Annotated in this window: 18 protein-coding genes; 6 read left to right on the forward strand and 12 right to left on the reverse strand. The window is 46.7% G+C overall.

Going from position 1 to position 19874, the window contains the following annotated elements:
• Positions 1–4: 4 nt before the first annotated feature.
• The 4 genes from trpC to RIG68_RS22750 are packed head-to-tail and all read right to left on the reverse strand — an operon-like array spanning position 5 to position 3828.
• Complete coding sequence (trpC, locus tag RIG68_RS22735) at positions 5–823, reverse strand: indole-3-glycerol phosphate synthase TrpC (protein ID WP_350127724.1); 819 nt, start codon at positions 821–823, stop codon at positions 5–7.
• A gap of 11 nt (positions 824–834) precedes the next feature.
• A complete protein-coding gene (gene trpD / locus RIG68_RS22740; RefSeq protein WP_350127727.1) occupies positions 835–1848 on the reverse strand; it encodes an anthranilate phosphoribosyltransferase in 1014 nt (337 codons plus the stop codon).
• Between the two features lie 4 nt (positions 1849–1852).
• Positions 1853–2428, reverse strand: coding sequence for an anthranilate synthase component II (locus RIG68_RS22745; RefSeq protein ID WP_350127730.1), 576 nt, complete (start codon positions 2426–2428; stop codon positions 1853–1855).
• Positions 2425–3828: an anthranilate synthase component I family protein gene (locus RIG68_RS22750; protein ID WP_350127733.1), complete on the reverse strand. Its 1404-nt coding sequence runs from the start codon at positions 3826–3828 to the stop codon at positions 2425–2427. The genes RIG68_RS22745 and RIG68_RS22750 overlap by 4 nt, the downstream gene beginning before the upstream one ends.
• A 436-nt stretch (positions 3829–4264) precedes the next feature.
• Between RIG68_RS22750 and RIG68_RS22755 the strand changes: the two genes are divergently transcribed.
• Positions 4265–4666 (forward strand): tellurite resistance TerB family protein, encoded by a 402-nt coding sequence (locus RIG68_RS22755; RefSeq protein ID WP_350127736.1) that lies wholly within the window; start codon positions 4265–4267, stop codon positions 4664–4666.
• A gap of 1 nt (position 4667) precedes the next feature.
• Here the strand turns inward: RIG68_RS22755 and RIG68_RS22760 are convergent, their stop codons facing one another.
• The 4 genes from RIG68_RS22760 to moaC all read right to left on the reverse strand — a co-directional run bounded on the left by RIG68_RS22760 (position 4668) and on the right by moaC (position 7717).
• Positions 4668–5258: a fasciclin domain-containing protein gene (locus RIG68_RS22760; RefSeq protein WP_350127739.1), complete on the reverse strand. Its 591-nt coding sequence runs from the start codon at positions 5256–5258 to the stop codon at positions 4668–4670.
• A gap of 152 nt (positions 5259–5410) precedes the next feature.
• Positions 5411–5953, reverse strand: coding sequence for a YceI family protein (locus RIG68_RS22765; protein WP_350127742.1), 543 nt, complete (start codon positions 5951–5953; stop codon positions 5411–5413).
• A 137-nt stretch (positions 5954–6090) separates the two neighbouring features.
• Positions 6091–7263 carry an NTP transferase domain-containing protein gene (locus RIG68_RS22770; RefSeq protein WP_350127745.1) on the reverse strand — a complete coding sequence of 391 codons (1173 nt, stop codon included), beginning with the start codon at positions 7261–7263 and terminating at the stop codon, positions 6091–6093.
• On the reverse strand, positions 7229–7717 hold the full coding sequence (gene moaC, locus RIG68_RS22775) for a cyclic pyranopterin monophosphate synthase MoaC (RefSeq protein ID WP_350070172.1): 489 nt from the start codon (positions 7715–7717) through the stop codon (positions 7229–7231). The genes RIG68_RS22770 and moaC overlap by 35 nt, the downstream gene beginning before the upstream one ends.
• Before the next feature lie 83 nt (positions 7718–7800).
• On the opposite strand from moaC, the gene RIG68_RS22780 reads away from it, so the two are divergent.
• Entirely contained in the window at positions 7801–9000 is a 1200-nt protein-coding gene (locus RIG68_RS22780) for a molybdopterin molybdotransferase MoeA (protein ID WP_350127748.1), read from the forward strand.
• 56 nt (positions 9001–9056) lie between these two features.
• Here RIG68_RS22780 and RIG68_RS22785 read toward each other — a convergent pair whose 3' ends face one another.
• From RIG68_RS22785 to RIG68_RS22795, 3 genes are all read right to left on the reverse strand, one after another.
• A complete protein-coding gene (locus RIG68_RS22785) occupies positions 9057–9536 on the reverse strand; it encodes a hypothetical protein (RefSeq protein ID WP_350070178.1) in 480 nt (159 codons plus the stop codon).
• 98 nt (positions 9537–9634) lie between these two features.
• Positions 9635–9919, reverse strand: coding sequence for a hypothetical protein (locus RIG68_RS22790; protein WP_350127751.1), 285 nt, complete (start codon positions 9917–9919; stop codon positions 9635–9637).
• Between the two features lie 5 nt (positions 9920–9924).
• Positions 9925–12378 (reverse strand): YfhO family protein, encoded by a 2454-nt coding sequence (locus RIG68_RS22795; protein WP_350127754.1) that lies wholly within the window; start codon positions 12376–12378, stop codon positions 9925–9927.
• 277 nt (positions 12379–12655) lie between these two features.
• On the opposite strand from RIG68_RS22795, the gene RIG68_RS22800 reads away from it, so the two are divergent.
• The 4 genes from RIG68_RS22800 to ffh all read left to right on the forward strand — a co-directional run bounded on the left by RIG68_RS22800 (position 12656) and on the right by ffh (position 17894).
• Positions 12656–13564: a prephenate dehydrogenase/arogenate dehydrogenase family protein gene (locus tag RIG68_RS22800; RefSeq protein ID WP_350127757.1), complete on the forward strand. Its 909-nt coding sequence runs from the start codon at positions 12656–12658 to the stop codon at positions 13562–13564.
• 134 nt (positions 13565–13698) lie between these two features.
• Positions 13699–15102, forward strand: coding sequence for a Gfo/Idh/MocA family protein (locus tag RIG68_RS22805; RefSeq protein ID WP_350127760.1), 1404 nt, complete (start codon positions 13699–13701; stop codon positions 15100–15102).
• A 95-nt stretch (positions 15103–15197) separates the two neighbouring features.
• Complete coding sequence (locus tag RIG68_RS22810; RefSeq protein WP_350127763.1) at positions 15198–16460, forward strand: DUF2264 domain-containing protein; 1263 nt, start codon at positions 15198–15200, stop codon at positions 16458–16460.
• 108 nt (positions 16461–16568) lie between these two features.
• A complete protein-coding gene (ffh, locus tag RIG68_RS22815; protein WP_350127766.1) occupies positions 16569–17894 on the forward strand; it encodes a signal recognition particle protein in 1326 nt (441 codons plus the stop codon).
• 60 nt (positions 17895–17954) lie between these two features.
• On the opposite strand, the gene RIG68_RS22820 is transcribed toward ffh, so the two are convergent.
• A complete protein-coding gene (locus RIG68_RS22820; RefSeq protein ID WP_350127769.1) occupies positions 17955–19808 on the reverse strand; it encodes an ATP-binding protein in 1854 nt (617 codons plus the stop codon).
• Between the last annotated feature and the right edge of the window lie 66 nt (positions 19809–19874).

The following is a 19874-nucleotide window of genomic DNA, read 5'->3' on the forward strand; positions in this document are numbered from 1 at the left end:
TGTGTTAAACCGTTTGGGTTTTGGTTTTCTCCAGGTAATGAAAGCGCTCAATGAAATGCTTCGCACCCACCTCAGGCCTGCTTTCTTTCATAAACTGCTCGCCAATCAGGAAGCCTTCAAAGCCACATTCTTTTAATTCGAGCATAACCGCTGGATCACTTATGCCGCTCTCCGAAATCTTCACATAATCCTCAGGAATTTTTGCCACTAGCTCCTTGCTGATATTGATATCCGTCACGAAGCGCTTCAGATCACGATTGTTCACCCCTACTATATCTAGTTCGGGATGGATATTGTTCAATAACTCTTCTTCGTTGTGCACCTCCATCAGCACCTCCAGCCCGAGCGACTTAGCAAACTGAGCCAGGCCTTTTAATCGCTTTGGTGGCAAGGCTGCGGCTATCAGCAGAATCACATCAGCGCCAATTGACTTGGCTTCAATGATTTGATATTCGTCGATGATAAAGTCTTTTCGGAGAATTGGGCAAAAGTTGAAGTTTCTGGCGGTGGTCAGGTCCTCATTTTTACCTCCGAAGAACTCACTGTCAGTAAGGATGGAAAGCCCACTTGCGCCAGCTTGCATATACCCTATGGAAATGCGCTCCACCGAGACGTTGGGATTGATGACTCCTTTCGAAGGGGACTTTCTTTTGATTTCGGCGATGATGCCAGACTTATCGGGTCGGAGCAGGTACTTTTTCATCGACACAGTGGGCGAAGGAAAGTAGATGCTCTCTTCCAGTAGCTTAGCTGGAAACAGCTCTTTCCGTCGCTCTACTTCCTGCTTTTTTACGGCAAGAATCTTATCCAGGATATTCTCCATTGCTTACAAAATTATGAAATACTTACAGATATCTTTGAATCGCCAACTAAGTTTCTGAATGTTTGGAAAGCCCTTCCAGATTCAAGAGATTCTTTGGCCATTTGCACTCCCTCCTTCACAGAACTTAGCTGCTTACCTACGTAAAGTGCCAGCCCGGCATTGGCCAAAACGGCCTCTGTCTGGGCTCTGGTTCCCTCCCCTTTGATCACTTTCAAAAAGATAGCCGCCGACTCTTCAATTGTCTCGCCACCCTTTAGTTCAATTGCCTTCACGGTCGACAAACCCAGGTCTCCCGGGTACAGCACTTTCTCGCCCTGATTGGTAATCATTTTAAACCCTCCGGTGAGCGACACTTCGTCGTATCCATCCAGAGAATGAAGGATGACAAACTCCTTACCCGACCGCTGGTAGAGGTAGCCGTAAAGCCGGGCTAATTCCAGGCTAAAAACACCGACAAGCTGCTTGTCGGGGAAAGCCGGATTTACCATGGGCCCGAGCATGTTGAAGAAAGTTTTCACGCCCAGCTCCTTCCTGATAGGCGCTATGTTCTTCATGGCCGGATGAAAGAGGGGAGCATGCAAAAAACAGATGCCACTTTCGGCAATACTCTTCTCAATCTTGTCCTTGTCGTTAGTGAATTCGTAGCCAAAATAGGCCAGCAGATTCGACGAGCCACAGATAGATGAAACGCCATTATTGCCATGCTTGGCCACATTTTGGCCAGCCCCAGCCACCACAAAGGATGCCAGCGTGGAGATGTTGAACGTGTCTTTGCCGTCGCCTCCAGTTCCGCACAAGTCAATGGCATCGTATTTTTTAAGGTCGAGCGCAACGCATAAATCCAGCATGGCATCACGGAACCCCTCAAGTTCTTCTACGGTAATCGACCGCATCATAAAGACTGTGAGAAAAGCAGCCATTTGCGATGAGTTGTATTCCCCCTTAGCAAGGTTCACTAGTATTTCCCTGGCCCGCTCCTTTGTCAGCGATTTATACTCGAATAGTTCGTTCAGTACTTCCTTCATTGCACTAACATTTTGTTACCCAGTTATTAATCATTTGTTTGCCATGCTCGGTCAGAATAGACTCAGGATGAAACTGCACACCCCTTACGCTGTATTGTTTGTGGCGCATCGACATGATATTGCCCTCGGCGTCTCGTGAAGTCACCAATAAATCAGCGGGCAAGTTGCCAGACACCACAGACCAGGAATGGTAGCGACATACCCTAAACTTGTCGGGCAAGGTTTCAAATAGCTTATCTTCCACACCAGTCATGATCGTGTCGTTAGCCACGCCATGCAGCACGACAGGCATATTAAAAAGCTCCCCTCCAAATGCTTCACCAATGGCCTGGTGCCCCAAGCACACTCCCAGAATACTTTTGGAAGGCGAATACCTTTTCAAAAGCTCCGGCATAATCCCAGCATCCTTCGGTAGACCAGGGCCAGGCGATAGCAGCACTTTGTCGTACTTTTCCACCTCATCGAGGCTGATCTTGTCGTTCCTGAACACATCTGTTGTGTCGCCATAACCCAGCTCCACCAATATGTGGACAAGGTTGTAGGTGAATGAGTCGTAGTTATCTAATACAAGGATCTTCATATTTCCTGCGCCAGCTCAAGCGCCGATTTTAAAGCCGCCAATTTGTTATATACTTCCTGCACTTCACTTTCCGGGTTCGATTTGGCCACAATGCCCGCTCCTGCCTGGTAGAACAGCGTATTGTTCTGCGCAAGAAACGACCTGATCATAATGGCATGATTAAAGTCACCATTCAGCCCCAGGTAGCCAATGGCTCCGCCGTAATAGCCCCTTTTAACCGCCTCGTACTTATCAATCAACTGCATGGCCATGTGCTTTGGTGCGCCCGACAAGGTGCCTGCCGGAAAAGTGCTGCCCACCATTTCCAGTGGAGAAGTACCTTTTTTCAACTTACCCGACACCTTCGAAACCAGGTGAATCACATGCGAATAGTACTGAATCTCCTTGTAGGTTTCCACCTTCACGGCATCACTGCTTTTACTCAGATCGTTCCTTGCCAAATCCACCAACATCACATGCTCTGAGTCCTCTTTGGGGTCTTCATAAAGCTTCTTGGCCAGCTCGGCATCCGACTGGTCATTGCCTGTTCTTCGGAAAGTGCCCGCTATAGGGTAAATAGTGGCTTCACCGTCTTTTATCACTATCTGCGCCTCAGGCGAGGAGCCGAAAATTTTGAAATTACCGTAGTCAAAATAGAAGAGATAGGGAGATGGGTTAATAGAGCGCAACGCTCTGTACACCTGAAATTCATCGCCTTCGAAGGAAGACTGAAACCTGCGGGAAAGCACTATCTGAAACACATCGCCTACCTGGCAATGATGAATTCCTTTCTTTACAATCTCCAAAAATTCCGCATCTGTAAAGTTCGATTCCTCTCCGTTCTTTATGCTAAAATGAAAAGTAGGCACATTGCGACTAGTGATCAGGCTCACCATTTCATCGATACTGGATGTCTGACCGTCGATCTGATTTTCGACGATAAACAGGTCATTCTTGAAATGGTCGATGGCAATCACATACCTGAAAAGCGAATAGTGCATATCAGGAATATGGAATTGATCCTTTTTGGATGAGTCAAACTTAATGTCCTCAAACCGTTGTACAGCATCATAGGCCAGGTAGCCAAACAGACCTGCTACAGAAAACTTGACACCCGCCTCTTCTTTAATATCAAACTTACCCATGAAGGCACTCATCAATTCGGTAAGTTTACCAGCGTCGCCTAACGAATGGTTCTCCACGCTGCTGTCGGGAAATTCGGATGAAAATTCCCTGCCTCTTAGCGTCATAGAGGCCATTGGTTGACAGCAGATAAATGACATACTGTTTTCCTGTCCATGATAATCAGAACTTTCAAGCAGAAACGTATTCGGATACTTGTCTCTCAGTCTGAGGTAAATACTCACTGGAGTGTGGGTATCTGCCAGCAATTTTTTGGATGTTTGCCTGATGTGATACATAAAAATTTGGTTCATGGTGCAACAAAAAAGGGCCTGCGTGAACAGGCCCTTTTTTCAAGATCATAAAATCTACCGGTTCACGATTCGAATGTCGAATTGTGCCACCACCAGATCATATGAGTGCTTGCTTTTGTCATAACGGACGCTAATGTAGCAGCCGAAGAATTACGCCGCAAGACATCCGGGAATTTTTTGAATAAATCTTTCTTGTGACTGAGCAATGAAGAAAGCTATTTGCATGAGTTTTTACTCTTTTTGGCGAAATGAGTGTTGAGCATCACTCGCCATCCCATGAGGTTTTGCCGTTTGCATTTTTTTGCAGGCAAAAAGGTAGAAAATCAAGAATTAGTTGTAATTTTAATTTGATCCAACCTAACCAAATAGCTTTACTTTTTTATCATTTTGGCCTGAGTATAGATACTTTTAACTTTGCTTTATGGATGTTGTCGATCAACTAAGTGTTTTGGTTCATTTGTCGAGGGTAGATAAATATGTAGCCCCGTCTGAGTCAAAACTGATTCATTACATAGGTGCGCTCAATGGCTTGTCAAAGTATCAGATAGAAACGCTGATTGATCACCCAAAGCCAATGCCTACACTGGAAGGCGTCAACGAAGACGACAGGCTCGACTACCTTCTGAACATTGTGCAGTTAATGAAGGTAGATGGCAAAGTCTTCACCAGCGAAATCGAGTTTTGTGAAAAAATAGCGCTTAAACTTGGGTATTTGCCCGGCGTGATTGCTGAGCTTTCGCAGTTTACTTATGCAGACCCGGAAATCAGCACAAGCAAAAAATTCCTGAGACAACTGGCTCTGAAATATCTGATCAAGAAATAGCTCAAGGGCCCCTTCGATTAGGGTTATTTCCTCCCACACCTCCCCCATCGGCACCCGGAATTCCTATAGAACCGTCAGAAGCCTTTATAAAGAAGGTGTGATCAACTATATGAAGAACGCCGTTTGAAGCTTCAAAATCGCCAACGATGACATTTGACACTCCATTGATCGATACATCACTATTCAATCGTGCAATAAAGGCCTCAAAGCCATTAAATAACGTCGGGTAGCCAAGCTCTTCGCTGAAATTCTTCAGGAACAACCGGTCATCGACTACATGATACAGTACCACTATCTGTAAATCCTGAGGGCTTAAGTTGGCAAGACCTTCTGTAAAGCCAAATTCTTCAAAAAAGATCAACATGGCCTCGTTAGTGGGTGCAAAAACCGTGTAGGGGCCTTGTTCCTCAAAAAGTGGCTGTAGGCCAGCCACAACAATAGCATTCTCGAAAATGCTCAGTTCCTTTGCCTCTTCTATTGCCTGCCAAAGATTGCCCATTTCTTTGGGTGATTCTTTGTCACGACAAGCACTCTGGAATAGCAGGACTATTCCCATCAGGAAAATAAGTACAATTTTTACCAGGCGATTCACTTAAGCAATAGCTAACTCAAATTTGAATGTAGGCATTAGCTGGGGGAAAAGAAAGGCAGCCAGTTCGATAAAAGAGTACCTTTCGCTATAAAAATCAACAAAAAAGTCTCTCATTAATGAGAGACTTTCACCTACGATTGATTGAAATATGCTTACTGAGCCTTTGCTACCTGAATATTTCCCAGGATTTTAACAACATCGCCTACCACCACACTACCAGCTTCGGTAACGCCATTCCACTTGAGGTCAAATTCCTTTCTGTTCACTTTCCCTTCTACCTCAAAACCTGCTTTAGTATTGCCGTATGGATCAACTGCAATGCCTCCCAACACCACATTCAAGTCTACTGGCTTGGTAATGTCACGGATTGTAAGGTTTCCTGAAAGAATGAAGCTTTCCTCATCAACTTTTTTGATGCCAGTGCTTTCGAAAGTCAACGCAGGGAATTTCTCAGCATTGAAAAAGTCGTCGCTTTTGAGGTGTCCATCTCTTTGCTCATTGCCGGTATCAATTGTCCTCACATCGGCAGTCAGCTTTATTTGTGCAGTTGTAAAATCGTCGCCTTCTGTGGCTACCTCCACATTGAAGTTTTTGAATGAACCGGTTACTGTTGAAATGACCAGGTGCTTCACCTTGAACTGAAGTTCAGAGTGCATAGTATCAAGGTTCCATTGGGTCAGAGTTTGTGTTTCCATTGTATGTATTAATTTAAATGTTTGTACTTATATGTATATACATACAATTGAATGAAATTGTTTCACTTTGAGAAAAAAAATTTGAGTTGAGTTGAGGTAGTGCCTTAAACAGCCAGAAAAGCCATGTTTTAGTTAGCTCAGCTAAATTTGGCTGAGGCGGCAATCAGGTTCAGTGCTTTGTCCTTTTCGTCTGGAGTGTTGGCGTTCATCATAAATGCGTGGTCTGCCACATTCACCAACTCAATATCTGAATTGATCAATACCTTTCTTGGACAGGAATAGCCTTCTGATAGATAGTTGAGCAGCACCTGATAAGCCTTTGGCTCCCAAATGGTGATAAGAGGCTCAGGGAAGTCGGTCTCGGGGTTATAAAAAGCCGTTGCTACCTTTGAAGGGTTTCGGTACTGTAGCAATAGATCGATGTGTTCCTTACCCAAAAGTGGCAAATCGCAAGCCACAGTAAGCCAGGCCGCATTCGGGTCGCTCATCAATGCCGATAAAATGGCTCCATACGGCCCAAGGCCTAAAAAACGATCCATAACTGTATTTGCTTCCTCAGAGACAGAGTAAGTCTGATCGGTTCTGATAGAGAGGTGAGGCTGAATGCCTGCCGCACTAAGCAAATCATACATATACTCTCTTTGTGGCTTTCCATGGTAGAAAATAAGCCCCTTGTCAGTCTCCATTCGCTGGCTTTTACCTCCAGCCAATACAAGCCCTTTGACAGGTGCCACGGAAAGGTCGAGTTGCGATGCCACCCAGTTGATGATCCTCTGTTTGTCGCTGACAGAAATAACGGGCGTGCCGGGGTTCATCCGTGCCTGTACCTCGTCGGAAATCTTTGTTTGCCCTTCCGCCATTAAGACCAGGCAGATATTGGTGAGCCGGTCTATCTTCTTTACAACATCCTTTCGTGGATCAATCACCACGATCTGCCGGGAAGCAGTGAAATGATTTCCATTGATAAAGATGGCATCGAGTGCATTGAAAATTGCTTTTGTCGCAAAGGGTGATGGTGCCGTTGCGTGGTCGAACCGAAAATAGTTGATTTTATTGGTTGCCTCCAGATATGCCTGCCCACTAAGCATGGAGGTTTTATACTCTTCTTCTGAAGCCTTATGGTCTTCATCTAAATAAGCCAGTTTCCATTTTTCACCCAGAGCAGCGCATAGGCTGCCGACCAGCTTCCTGATTTCTCCGCAAGGAGTTCCCAATATGGCCCACTCCTGGCGGTGATAGCTGCCGCCCATTGGCTTGGCTAACTTGGCATGTTTGCTATGCTTCTCTTTTGAAATCGCTTTTTCCTCCACGCTTCTCCAGTAGTTTGATTTCTTTAATGACAATGTCGTGCGAAAGAGCCTTGCACATATCGTAAACCGTGAGTGCCGCCACTGACGCTCCGGTCAAAGCCTCCATTTCAACACCTGTCTTACTCTCAATCTTTGTAGTGCACTGAATGATGAGCTCATTGCCTTTCCATTCCGTGTCAAATGAGCAACTCTCCAGACCTAACGGATGACACATGGGTATGAGTTCCCCCGTTCTTTTAGCCCCCATGGTACCAGCAATGATGGCCGTTTGAATCACGGGCCCCTTTTTTCCCCAGAGCTCTCCATCTTTCAACAAGGACATCACCTCTTGCGGAAGCACAACAATGGCTCTTGCCGACGCCATTCTTCGAGTCACCTTCTTTTCGCCCACATCCACCATGGCTGCCTGCCCCTCTTTGTTTACATGGCTAAGTTCCTTTTCTTTAATGTTCATTTACTTTGGGCTGGGATTCAGTTAAGAATACTCGCTAAAGATAAAAAATAAAGTTGGACAGTTGATCTAAGTATGTCAAACCAATGATTTCAGTTAACGAAGCTACTTCGCTTATTTTATCCACTCAGCTCAGGTTGAAAAAGGAGCACGTCAACCTGCAGGAGGCGTCGGGCAGGGTGTTGGCCATGGAGGTTTTTGCAGACAGAAATTTCCCTCCCTTCGACCGGGTAACGATGGACGGCATCGCATTTTCCTACAAAGCGTATAAAAATGGACGCAGAACCTTTCCGCTTGAAGGCACCCAATTGGCAGGTGAAGAGGCAAAAAATCTTCAAAACCCTGACGCAGCTTTGGAGGTGATGACCGGTGCCGTACTGCCTGGCAGTTGTGATACTGTGGTGGCCTACGAAGAGATTGAGATAGCCAATGGAGAAGCCACTTTGTCTGGTAAACAGGTAAAGGAAGGTCAAAACGTACACAAAGAAGGAGGAGACCAGAAAAAAGGCACCAAGCTACTGGATGTAGGCACCCTCATTCGTGCATCGGAAATCGCCGTGCTGGCAACGGTGGGAGCAGCCGTACCCAGGGTGTTTTGCCTGCCAAAAGTAGCAGTTATTGCCACAGGCGATGAGCTGGTGGCTGTAGACGAGCATCCTGAACCCTATCAAATACGGTCCTCCAACAGTCAGGCACTTGTAGCCGCCCTTCAAGGATGGGGTGTGGAGCCTGAGGTTTTCCATATCAGGGACGACAAAGAAAGCCTGACGGAGCAACTTGGAAACATTCTGAAGCAGAATGATGTGTTGCTGCTGAGTGGTGGTGTATCAAAAGGCAAGGCTGATTACCTGCCGGAAGTACTTGAATCGCTTCAGGTGCAGAAAGTATTCCACAGAGTGGCACAAAAACCAGGCAAGCCGTTCTGGTTTGGCCGCATCGAAGAGAAAAAGTTTATGTTTGCGTTTCCCGGCAACCCTATTTCGACATTTATGTGCTTTCACAGGTATTTCCTGCCCTGGCTGAAGGCCTGTCTGGGCATTGCACCTACGGAGCAACACGCCAAACTGAGTGAAGATTTTGACTTTGAGCCGCCTCTTACCTACTTTCTACAGGTAAGGACTCATTTGGACACGGAAGGCGTTCTTTGGGCACAACCACGGTCAGGTGGTGGATCGGGTGATTTAGCGAACTTGCTGTATGCTAATGCATTTCTCGAACTGCCACCGAATCGCCAAAATTTCAAAAGGGGCGAAAGCTTGCCGCTGATTACCTACAACCCTCTGTAATAGCAAAGGCAGAAGCTAACTGCCTCTGCCCCTGCTCACTTTGTTAAGAAAGTTGCCTATTGAACTGGTGTTAAATAGACTTCCTTGTTTTTCTTGCGGCCATCATGGCTTTTTTCATAAGCCACTAAATTCTTTCCATCGAACATCCAGAAATCGTCTTCATCGTCGTCACCTATGTTGAAATGATCCGAATCACTGATCCAAAGCTCCCCATCTTTATTAATGTGCCACTCTGAATATTCAACATCGGTCTCACCAAAGGCATTGGTTTCGACCCTTAGTCGATTATCAGGAAGAAATTCAAAGCGAATATCAATCTTCTCAATAATATTGAAAGCGAAGTCGGTGATCGTCTCAGCGAAGATTTGCGCCACAATATTGTCTTCATCCTCAATCTCCTCTCTCACTTCATCCTTGTCGACGTCGATAACAAGTTTCCAAACGCCTTTAAGATCCCTTTCATTCACACGTCGTTGCGCATTGGCGGCAACATAAGTAAATGCAAATATTCCGATCAGTAATAGTGTCCTTTTCATTTTGGTAGTATTTTGTATTACAAGGTACTATATATACTATTATTCATTAAGAAAGGTTGCATTAAATGCGGGAAAGTGTGACAAAACACTCTTGAGTCTTACTTATGCTTGTTGGAGGCCCTTTTTTCGAGCACCTTCAGCTTTAGCTTCAAAAGTTTGGTGTCTGCCTGATGATAGAAAATTGTACTAACCAGTGCGGCCAAAATGACCCATGCACCTTCTCTGTTCAAGTCGAGAAACATTGAAAGGTTGGCCAGGTTCCAAACGACTACAAACAACACTATCGAATTGAGGATGATGGATAGGTTTTTCGAGATCGACTTTCTGGTTTCCAGTTTCTTGATTTGCCTATTCAAATCACTTTCTTCGGTCCCGTCTATCATGGCCATTAAACTTGATCAAACAACATCTTTCTCACCTGATACCCAAATACCAGCACCACTACAATCAACAGAATGAAGGAGGAACCAAGCATCACTTTGTTGCCAACGGAGTAAATCACAGGCTCGAAAGTAAACACGATCTCATGGTCTCCCGCAGGCACCTGAAGCGCCCGGAGCACATAGTCGGCCCGAAGAATCGGCACTTCATTGCCGTCGATACGGGCTACCCACCCCTCAGGATAGTAGATTTCGGAGAAGATGGCCAAAGCCTCGCTGGAAGAGCTTGACTTGTACACCAGTTTGTTGGGTGCATAACTCTGCAAGGCGATGGTGCCGGAGTCGTCATATTCAGTAGCGGCTACATCAAACTTGGTGGCATCAATAATGGCTACCGATTTGGTGTCAGTTCCACACAAAACGTCTATTTCCTCATCCGCTGAATTTACTTTATAGACGTTGGAAACGAACCAGGCCGGGCCATTGGCGTCACTATTTCTAAGCACTTCCCCTTTGTTATCGCCAAATTTGAAATACCTGGTATTAAGCATATTGACTACTCCAAGGCCTGAAAAATCTCTCGAACCAGCCTGCACAGTGGAGTACAACTGGTTAGCCTCACCCGACAAGCAGTACTCGATCAAATCCTGATACCTCCTAAGCTTGGCGGCATGATAGCCCCCTAGGGAATGGTGGAAATAGGATGTTTGGGCGTCGTTGAAAGGATCATTGAGATTGAAGACCCGGTAATAGTCTTTGTCACTCAAAATCACCTGGTCTGCCTCAGAGGGGGCAAAGAATTGACGAGTTGGGTTGGCTGTAAAGTTTTTGTCGTTCAGATATCTTCTACTTACTGAAATTACATCCACAGAGGTGACCACAACGAGCAACACAGGAGCCCATATAGCTGACAGTTTGCCCTTTGCCCAGAAATAGATACATGCTCCCGCCGCAACAATGAACAGCAGCGACCTCAGCGCATCGGCTCTAAGCAACGACGCCCTGTCGATCCTCACCGCCTGCAACAACCGGGGATATTGCTCAAGCCCTGCGTCATTTGGACTTGCGTAGCCACCCATGCCAGCAAACACTATGGCCAATAAGGCAAAACCGCCCGTTGCGCCGAGGGCGATGTAGAAGCTCTTCATCCATTTTTTATCAAATGATTTTTCCAGGCCAAGCTGAAGCCCCAGCATGCCCAACAGTGGCAGACAGAGCAATGGCATGAACAAGGCAAAAGTGACTGACCTGAATTTGTTGTAGCCCGGGAAATAGTCGAAAAGAAAGTAGTTGAACGAAGAAAAATTCTTGCCCCAGGTGAGGGCGATGCCAAAAGCGATCACCACGAACATCCAGTACTTCTGTCTGCCAGGCAATACGATACCTCCCAGCACTGCCAGAAAAATGACAATTGCTCCTGCATAGTACGGCAATGTGCCCGGCTGGTTACCCCAATAGGCGGGCAAGCTGTTCAATTGCTGGGCTACCTGCTGACGGGGCACTCCCATTTTTTGTAGTTCTATGGCTGCGGCTCCATCTGTATCGAATCCGCCGAACATGGCTCCCCCATAAAAATTGGGGATGAACATTACGATAGGCTCGAAAATGCCGTTGCTGTGATTGAAGGCATAGCTTTTGTCGAGGCCGTCAGCATTGGGCTTGGCCTCTTTTTGGGCTGTCAGCTCAGGCCTTCCCCTTTGCGTGTATTTGGCGTAGTCGTAAGTTGCCCAAAACTCGCCAAAGAAGGTCCCCAGTCCCAGCAGGGCTGCCAAAATGAGTACAAAACTATGTTTTAGAAATGGCTTCAGCAGCCCTTTCTGCGTCTCCACCACCAACCGAGCTATGGCATAGATGATAATGATAAGCAGTAAATAGTAAGTGATTTGAAGGTGGTTGATCCGCAAGTGCATCGCCAGGCCCAGCGCAGCCAGTGCAAATCCTATTCTCTTTTTGCCGTCGTAGGCCTTGTGAATACCTGCGAGAATAAGCGGTGCAAAAGCGATGGCTCCAAGTCTTGCGTTGTGTCCGGCCATCAGGCAAATCATGTTGTAGGAGGTAAAAGCAAAACCGACCGCCCCCACTATAGCCAGGTAGGGAGTGACACCAAAAGCCAGAAGCAAAATGTAGTACGACACCATGCTGGCAAACACCAACCTGACTGGGTGAGGCAGCCATAAGCTGTAGGCCGATTGCAGAAACTCCACAATGTCGTTGCTCCAGTCCACATCGATCATGTAGGCTGGCATTCCGCCAAACATCGAGTTGGTCCAGAGTGGTTCCTCTCCCGTCGTTGCTCTAAACTCCCTTATTTCCTGCACGGAGCCCTGCCATTGGAGAATGTCCTGCTGATTGATGTTTTTATTGTCGAAAAAAACAGGGCTGAAAAAGAATATAGTCAACAGGTAGAAGACTGCTATGGCTATAAGGTGTTGTATGACCTTCTTGCTAAAGGTAATTTTCATGTGTTACAATTTTATAATTTTCAAGAGAGCCAAAAACTAACCCCCTCCTCACCACCCTCACAGTAGTAGTATATTGACCACAATGACTAACTATCATCGTCTCAATGGCTTTTCGGCCATTTACCCAAGCCCAGATTCTATCCGGCAATAATATAATTTCAATGCCGATTTAAGAACGAACGTTCAGATTAAATTGAGTTAACCGGAAGGAACGAAAAGATAAAATTATGTATTTAGCAGACTTTTATAAGAAAACGTGCTATTCAATTACTTTAGCATGACCAATAGTTTTATGAAAAGCGAGCATTCGAAAAGTATAGGTGTGGTTGGTGGAAGCCGTGGTATGGGCAAGTGGCTGGTGGAATTTCTATCTGACAGAGGCCACAAGGTAAGCTTCACATCCAATGATGAATCAAGTCAGTACAGCTCTAACATTGAGCTTGTTGCAGCCTCCGACGTGTTAATTTTGGCGGTACCCATTTCGGCCATGGAGGGTGTGCTTGCCGAAATATACCCATCGTTGAATGACAAGCTTTTGATAGACGTATGCAGTGTCAAATCGGGCATAGTAGCTGCTCATCAAAAAATCTCCCAGGAACAGAGCGATATTTCTTCCCAATACATTTCTATTCATCCCATGTTTGCCCCTTCGGTGAAGAATGTGGAAGGCCAGGTAGTGATCTTTAACTACGTTGCAAATGTTGGGAGTGAAACTGAGCTTTACTGGAAAAGCCTTTTTTCAACCCAGGGAGCCCTTGTGCAAGACATCTCTTATGATGAACACGACAGGCTAATGGGTGTCATTCAGGGACTGAACCACTTCAATGTATTTGTGAGTGCGAAAACCCTGGCGCATATGGGGGCCAATCTGGACTTCATCAAAAGTCTCTCTTCTCCCACTTACCGGATATTCCTGCTTTTCTACACTCGGTACGTGCTGCAAAACCCCCGGCTATATGCGGAAATACAGATCTTCAACCCGTTTGTGAAGGAGGTTACACAATTGTTTATGAAAGAGGCTGAAATATTGCTTTCCCTTGTCGAAAAAAGAGACTTTGAAGGCTTCGAAAATTACGTAAAAGAGATACAACCTTTCTTTAGCGGCAACAAAGAGGACTCGGTTTTATCGGACAAGCTCATTGACGCCCTGGGGCATTTGTTAGCGGACACACCCGCAAATAAGTGATATTTGGCATTACCTTCCGCAGTGCCTGTCCAGCCACACTTCACCAATAATCACCAACGACAGCCTGCCGTTTGAAGCTTGGACTTTTATGGAGTATATTACTTTCAGTTTCGATAGTTAATAACTCCCTTACAATGAAAAAACCTACTTCAAACAGACGGAATTTTATTAAGAAAGCAGTAGGAACCTCGCTGCTGGCTGGTGCTGCCCCTTCGCTGCTTATGGCAGGAAAAAGCAAACAAACCTTTCTTATTAAAGAGCCTGAAAACGAGCTAAAAAAATACGCCGCCAACGACAAAGTCAATATTGCCGTCATTGGTATGGGCATCATGGGTTTCAACAATCTGAGTACGTCGGTGCAAATACCTGGGATAAAGCTTGTAGCGGCTTGCGACCTTTATACTGGAAGGCTTGATCGCACGAAAGAGCTTTACGGAAAGGATATCTTCACCACTAAAGACTACAAGGAGATATTGGACAGAAAAGATGTTGATGCGGTGATCATTGCCACTTCTGACCACTGGCACGACCGCATTTCCATCGATGCTATGAACAAGGGAAAGCATGTGTATTGCGAAAAACCAATGGTGCATAAGCTCGACGAAGGCCAGGCAGTCATAGACACACAAGCCAAAACGAAGAAAGTGTTTCAGGTGGGTAGCCAATCGGCCAGCAACCTGGTGAGCCATAAAGCTAAGGAGATTTATGAGTCCGGCGCCATCGGGCAGTTGATCATGGTGGAAACTTACAACGACCGCCAGGGCGGCAACGGTGCCTGGCAGTACTCAATTCCCACCGATGCCAGCCCGGCCACGGTTGACTGGGATCGTTACCTTGGCGATGCACCAAAAGTGCCCTTCGATGCCAAGAGGTTCTTCCGCTGGAGAAACTATCAGGACTACGGCACAGGCATTGCGGGCGATCTTTTCGTTCACTTGTTCACTAACTTCCACACGATCACCGGCTCAACAGGGCCTAATAGAATCTATGCGTCGGGTGGCTTGCGCTATTGGAAAGACGGCCGGGACGTGCCAGACCTGATGTGCTCCATCCACGACTACCCTGCCACTGCCAAGCACCCGGCCTTCAATTTACAAATGAGGGTCAACTTTGTGGATGGCGGAGGTGGTGGCTCCAGGGTACGCCTGGTGGGCAGCGAAGGCACCATCACCCTGGGCTGGAGTGGACTCACAGTTGAAAGAAACAAAACCAAAAAAGCCCCGGGTTACGGCGGCTGGGACAGCTTCAGCACTTTCACAGAAGCACAGCAAAAAGAATTTGAGAAGTGGTACAAAGCGGAGTTTCCACCAGAAGCACCAGAAATGCTGATACCGGAAGTAGAATACAAGGCGCCACAAGGCTACAGCGCCGATATTTCGCACCACACTAATTTTTATGCGGGCATTAGAGAAGGCAAGCCCATTCTGGAGGATGCTTTGTTTGGCATGCGGGCGGCTGGTCCGGCCCTTTGCTCTAACCTGAGCTACTTCGAAAACAGAATTGTGAACTGGGATCCTGAGAAGGCGAAGCTCGCTTAGCAACAGGCAGTTTGCTAACAAATTACTTACAGCACCTGGCATATTGAAACATGTCGGGTGTTTGTGTTTTTTACCGAATTGCAGTAACTAATACCATGGAAAGAAGAAACTTTATCAAAAATGCCGCTGGCGTTGGCGCACTTGGCTTAATGACACCAGCTTCTCTATCTGCCTTCCCTACTGGCACGCAAATCGCCGCAGAAGACGACAGAACCTATTGGGTCAACATGCTTGTGAAAATAGCTGACCCTGTGCTGACGAACCTGGCAGCAGGAACACTGAAGAAAAACATGCCAGTGGAGTGCAAAGAAGGGCAGGAAGCTTCCAGACGACAGGTCACCTACCTCGAGGCTTTCGGACGGCTTTTGTCTGGAATGGCGCCCTGGCTGGCATCAACAAGCCTGACAGGCAAGGAAGAGGAGCTGCGGAAAAAGTACGCAACCCTTTCAAGAACAGCCATCGGCAAAGCGGTAGACCCTGGCTCTCCTGATTTTATGAATTTCACGGAGCATGCCCAGCCCCTGGTAGATGCCGCCTTCCTGGCCCACGCATTGATCCGTGCCCCAAAAGAGCTTTGGGAATCGCTCGATAGCGCCACAAAAATCAATCTAAAAAACGCATTTATCTCCAGCCGGGTGATCAGGCCCTACCATAGCAACTGGATTCTTTTCAGTGCCATGGTGGAAGCCGCCCTGGCCAAATTCTACAATGAAGGTGACGCTGTAAGAATAGAACTTGCGGTGAGGCAAATGGAAAGCTGGTACAAAGGCGACGGCGTTTTTGGCGATGGTGAAGACTTCCACTGGGACTATTACAATAGCTACGTCATCCAACCATTTCTCCTGGACATCACTGCCACGATGATCCCCTTCGACAAACGCAACGATCAGTATTTTCAAAAGGCATTTGACAAGTTCCTGAAAATCGGGCAGCGCTATGCCGCCATCCAGGAGCGGCTGATCATGGCTGATGGCTCCTTCCCGCCTATTGGCCGCTCACTACCCTACCGAATCGGTGCCTTTCAGTTGCTGGCACAAATAACACTAATGGAAAAGCTTAACGAAGGGATATCGCCCGCCAGCATCCGGCCGGCGCTTACCACTTCCATGAAGAAAATAATGGGAGCAGAAGGCACATTTGACAAAAATGGCTGGCTTACTATTGGGTTCTGCGGGCATCAACCTGCCATTGCCGAAGGATACATCTCCACCGGCAGCCTTTATCTTTGCTCAATGGCTTTTCTACCACTTGGATTACCACCCAATAACAGCTTTTGGGCCGCACCAGCATCAGACTGGACTTCCAAAAAGATATGGAATGGGGTAGATGTGCCCGCCGACCATGCGATGTCTTTGTAGCCAGGTTGCGATTCCCTGCCAGCTTGTTTACGTAAACACTTATCCGATTGAATGCATGCACACTTGCACACTTTGTCCTATCTTTGCACCTCAAAATAGTATTGAAGCATGTTCGATAGTTTAAGTGTAAAGCTCGACAGAGCGATTAAGACCCTCAAAGGTCAGGGTAAAATATCAGAGATTAACGTTGCCAGTACGATCAAAGAAATCCGTCGTGCGCTGGTAGAAGCTGACGTAAACTATAAAGTAGCCAAGGAAGTAACGGACGGCATCAAAGAAAAGGCACTTGGCCGTGATGTGCTCATTGCCGTTTCTCCGGGCCAGTTGCTTACCAAAATCGTGCACGAAGAGCTTACCAGCCTCATGGGTGGCTCGCAGGCTGATATCAATATCAGTGGCGACCCCGCTGTTGTGCTTATATCGGGTTTGCAGGGTTCAGGTAAGACCACTTTCACTGGCAAGCTTGCCAATAGATTGAAAAAACAAGGTCGTCAGGTTATGCTGGTGGCTTGCGATATTTATCGGCCTGCAGCGATTGACCAGCTGAAAGTATTGGGCGAGCAAGTAGGTGTAGATGTATATGCTGAGCCAGAAAACAAAAACGCTCTTCAAATTGCCCAGAATGGTATTGCACAAGCAAAGAAGACCGGCAAGAAAATAGTGATTGTCGATACGGCGGGTCGTTTGGCTGTAGATGAACAAATGATGGCTGAGATTGAAGGCCTGAAAAAAACATTAAAGCCTACCGAAACACTTTTCGTAGTCGACTCAATGACAGGGCAGGATGCTGTGAACACAGCCAAAACCTTCAATGAAAGGCTCAACTTCGACGGCGTGGTGTTGACCAAACTGGATGGTGACACCCGTGGTGGTGCGGCACTTTCTATCCGGGCCGTGGTTGACAAGCCTATCAAGTTTATTTCGACTGGTGAGAAAATGGACGCCATCGACCTGTTCCACCCCGACAGGATGGCTCAGCGAATCCTGGGCATGGGTGACGTGGTGTCTTTGGTAGAAAAAGCACAGGAGGCCTTTGACCAGCAGGAAGCCGACAGGATTAACAAAAAGATCCGCAAGAACCAATTTGGTTTCGACGATTTTCTTTCGCAAATCGATCAGATCAAAAAGATGGGCAACATCAAAGACCTGATGGGTATGATCCCCGGCATGGGCAAGGCCCTGAAGGATGTGGATGTAGACGATGACTCCTTCAAGCCCATTGAAGCGATCATTAAGTCGATGACTCCTAAAGAAAGGGAAAACCCCGATTTGATCAACGGCAGCCGCCGTCAGCGCATTGCTAAAGGAAGTGGCACCAGCATTCAGGAGGTGAACAACCTGATGAAGCAATTTGAGCAAATGCGCAAAATGATGAAAACGATGAACAAAATGGGTGGAGCAAAAGCGGCGCTGGGCAACATGATGAGACGCTAAAAGCAGGGTCAGGGCTTGTTGTTTTCCAGCTTTAGCGCCGTTGAGGTGGTTGGCGATATCCTATGACGCTGTGGCAACGGGAATATAGAGGGTGAATACGGAGCCCTTTCCCGCTTCACTCGACACCTCCACCCTGCCGCCATTTTTTTTCATGAAATCATTCACCAGATACAGCCCGAGCCCTTTACCCTTTTCACCGTCAGTGCCCAATTCTCCTTCACTCTGTTTCAACGGGCTTTGAAACAAAATACTTTGCTTTTCTGGGGAAATACCCGTTCCGTTATCTTCTATTTTCACAGCCACCATGTTTCCTTCGGAAAAGGCTCCGATACCGATGTGTCCCCCCGCAGGCGTGAACTTTATCGAGTTGCTTAAAATATTCCTAATGCAAAACTCCACCTGATCCCTGTTAGCAGACACCATCAAGTGGTTGCCAATTTCTGCCTGCAAAACAATCCCTTTCATTCGCAGCTGTTCTGCTGCCACCTTGACCACAGCTTCGATAGCTTTATTTACTTCAAAAGCATCATTTATTCCGGGAGCCTGATTAATCTCTGCCTTCGCCCAAAGAATGATATCATCGGCCAGCGAAAGTGTCGAGGTCAGTTGTGCGTCAAACTTTCCGAGCACATCCTCCATTTCCTGATCTGAAAAATTTTTGTAGCTAGTTTTCAGCATCAACACAAACTGGGCCAGGGTGCTTATGGGGCTGCGAAGGTCGTGAGATATGATGGAGAAGAACTTGTCCTTTACCCGCACCAACTCTTCAAGCTTTTTCGATTTCTCTTCTATCAATTCGTTTGTTGCGGCCAGTTCCTCGGTATACTTCTTCCGCAGCCTGCCTGAACGAACCAAAAGAAGTGCCAACATACCGAGCAAGGCAATGGAAAACACAAAAAAGTAAATCTGATATTGCTGCAGCGTAATCCTTTCTTCCTGCAACCGCCTTTCCTGCTTGAGCAGCTCATTCTCATTGGCCACCTTTATCGTTTGAAGCACTTGCTCCATCATATTGGCCATTTCTATTTTTTGCTGCTCGTATATTTTTTCGTTGATAAGACTGAAAGCATCAAAAGTTTTGTCTGCCAACTCATATTCCTTGTAGAAAAAATAATGGTTAACAAGTTGTGTGTAGGCCCGCCGTTCCTGCGAAAGCAGCACGTTGTCGCCAGCCAGCAAAAGTGCCTTTTTTAACATCGACTCCTCCTCAGATCTCTGCCCCTTTTGCTGGTATATCTTCGCCAGCATCAGGTATACATCAAACGTGGCCTCTTTTTGAGCATCTTTCCCCAACTCGTCGGAGATCGCCAGCGCTTCCCTGAAGTAACTTTCGGCACCTTTAAAATCCTTCCTTTCAAAGGCAATCTGTCCAAACACTTTGTAGCAAGAAGTTAGCACCTGCTTGTTGTCAACAGCTTTAAGAATTTTTGTGGCCTGCTGGGTAACTTGTTGCGCCGTTTTCAGGTCGCCGATAAAAAGATAGTTCTCACCAAGATTATGGAGAGTGATACCATAACGCTCTGGTGTATCGAGCTTTGCATAGATGTCAGCGGCCTTCTTTTGATATTCAATAGCCTTGAAGTAATCAAGCTGCCACCTGTACACATGCCCCATGGAGATATAACAGTCGGCCACTCCTCTTTGCGAGCCAATTGTCTCGAAAAGTGCCTGCGCTTTCTCCAACAGCTGCACAGCAGTGACAAAATCCTGCCGTATCGCATAGCTGCTGCCAAGGTTTCGGTAAGCATAGGCTTCACCGTTCACGTAGCCAATTTCCACACTTAGTTCCAGTGCCTCACGTCCGTAGGCAAATGCTTCGAGAATAGAAACAAACTGATTTTCAAGGGCCAGCCTGTTGAGCATATCAACTTTTACACTATCCAAGGAGGTATAGGCTTCGTTTTCTGCTTTCAATCTATCAATAGTGCTCGCTTGCGAAAAAACAGCGGAGGGCATAGAAAGCAGAACAACAAAAAGAAA

This window comes from Imperialibacter sp. (genome assembly GCF_040222385.1).
GTDB lineage: Bacteria > Bacteroidota > Bacteroidia > Cytophagales > Cyclobacteriaceae > Imperialibacter.

Excerpts from the sequence above, each read along its gene's own strand:
- trpC (WP_350127724.1), bottom strand. The coding sequence starts at position 823 with ATGGAGAATATCCTGGATAAGATTCTTGCCGTAAAAAAGCAGGAAGTA.
- trpD (WP_350127727.1), bottom strand. The coding sequence starts at position 1,848 with ATGAAGGAAGTACTGAACGAACTATTCGAGTATAAATCGCTGACAAAG.
- RIG68_RS22745 (WP_350127730.1), bottom strand. The coding sequence starts at position 2,428 with ATGAAGATCCTTGTATTAGATAACTACGACTCATTCACCTACAACCTT.
- RIG68_RS22750 (WP_350127733.1), bottom strand. The coding sequence starts at position 3,828 with ATGTATCACATCAGGCAAACATCCAAAAAATTGCTGGCAGATACCCAC.
- RIG68_RS22755 (WP_350127736.1), top strand. The coding sequence starts at position 4,265 with ATGGATGTTGTCGATCAACTAAGTGTTTTGGTTCATTTGTCGAGGGTA.
- RIG68_RS22765 (WP_350127742.1), bottom strand. The coding sequence starts at position 5,953 with ATGGAAACACAAACTCTGACCCAATGGAACCTTGATACTATGCACTCT.
- moaC (WP_350070172.1), bottom strand. The coding sequence starts at position 7,717 with ATGAACATTAAAGAAAAGGAACTTAGCCATGTAAACAAAGAGGGGCAG.
- RIG68_RS22780 (WP_350127748.1), top strand. The coding sequence starts at position 7,801 with ATGATTTCAGTTAACGAAGCTACTTCGCTTATTTTATCCACTCAGCTC.
- RIG68_RS22785 (WP_350070178.1), bottom strand. The coding sequence starts at position 9,536 with ATGAAAAGGACACTATTACTGATCGGAATATTTGCATTTACTTATGTT.
- RIG68_RS22790 (WP_350127751.1), bottom strand. The coding sequence starts at position 9,919 with ATGATAGACGGGACCGAAGAAAGTGATTTGAATAGGCAAATCAAGAAA.
- RIG68_RS22795 (WP_350127754.1), bottom strand. The coding sequence starts at position 12,378 with ATGAAAATTACCTTTAGCAAGAAGGTCATACAACACCTTATAGCCATA.
- RIG68_RS22800 (WP_350127757.1), top strand. The coding sequence starts at position 12,656 with ATGACCAATAGTTTTATGAAAAGCGAGCATTCGAAAAGTATAGGTGTG.
- RIG68_RS22805 (WP_350127760.1), top strand. The coding sequence starts at position 13,699 with ATGAAAAAACCTACTTCAAACAGACGGAATTTTATTAAGAAAGCAGTA.
- RIG68_RS22810 (WP_350127763.1), top strand. The coding sequence starts at position 15,198 with ATGGAAAGAAGAAACTTTATCAAAAATGCCGCTGGCGTTGGCGCACTT.
- ffh (WP_350127766.1), top strand. The coding sequence starts at position 16,569 with ATGTTCGATAGTTTAAGTGTAAAGCTCGACAGAGCGATTAAGACCCTC.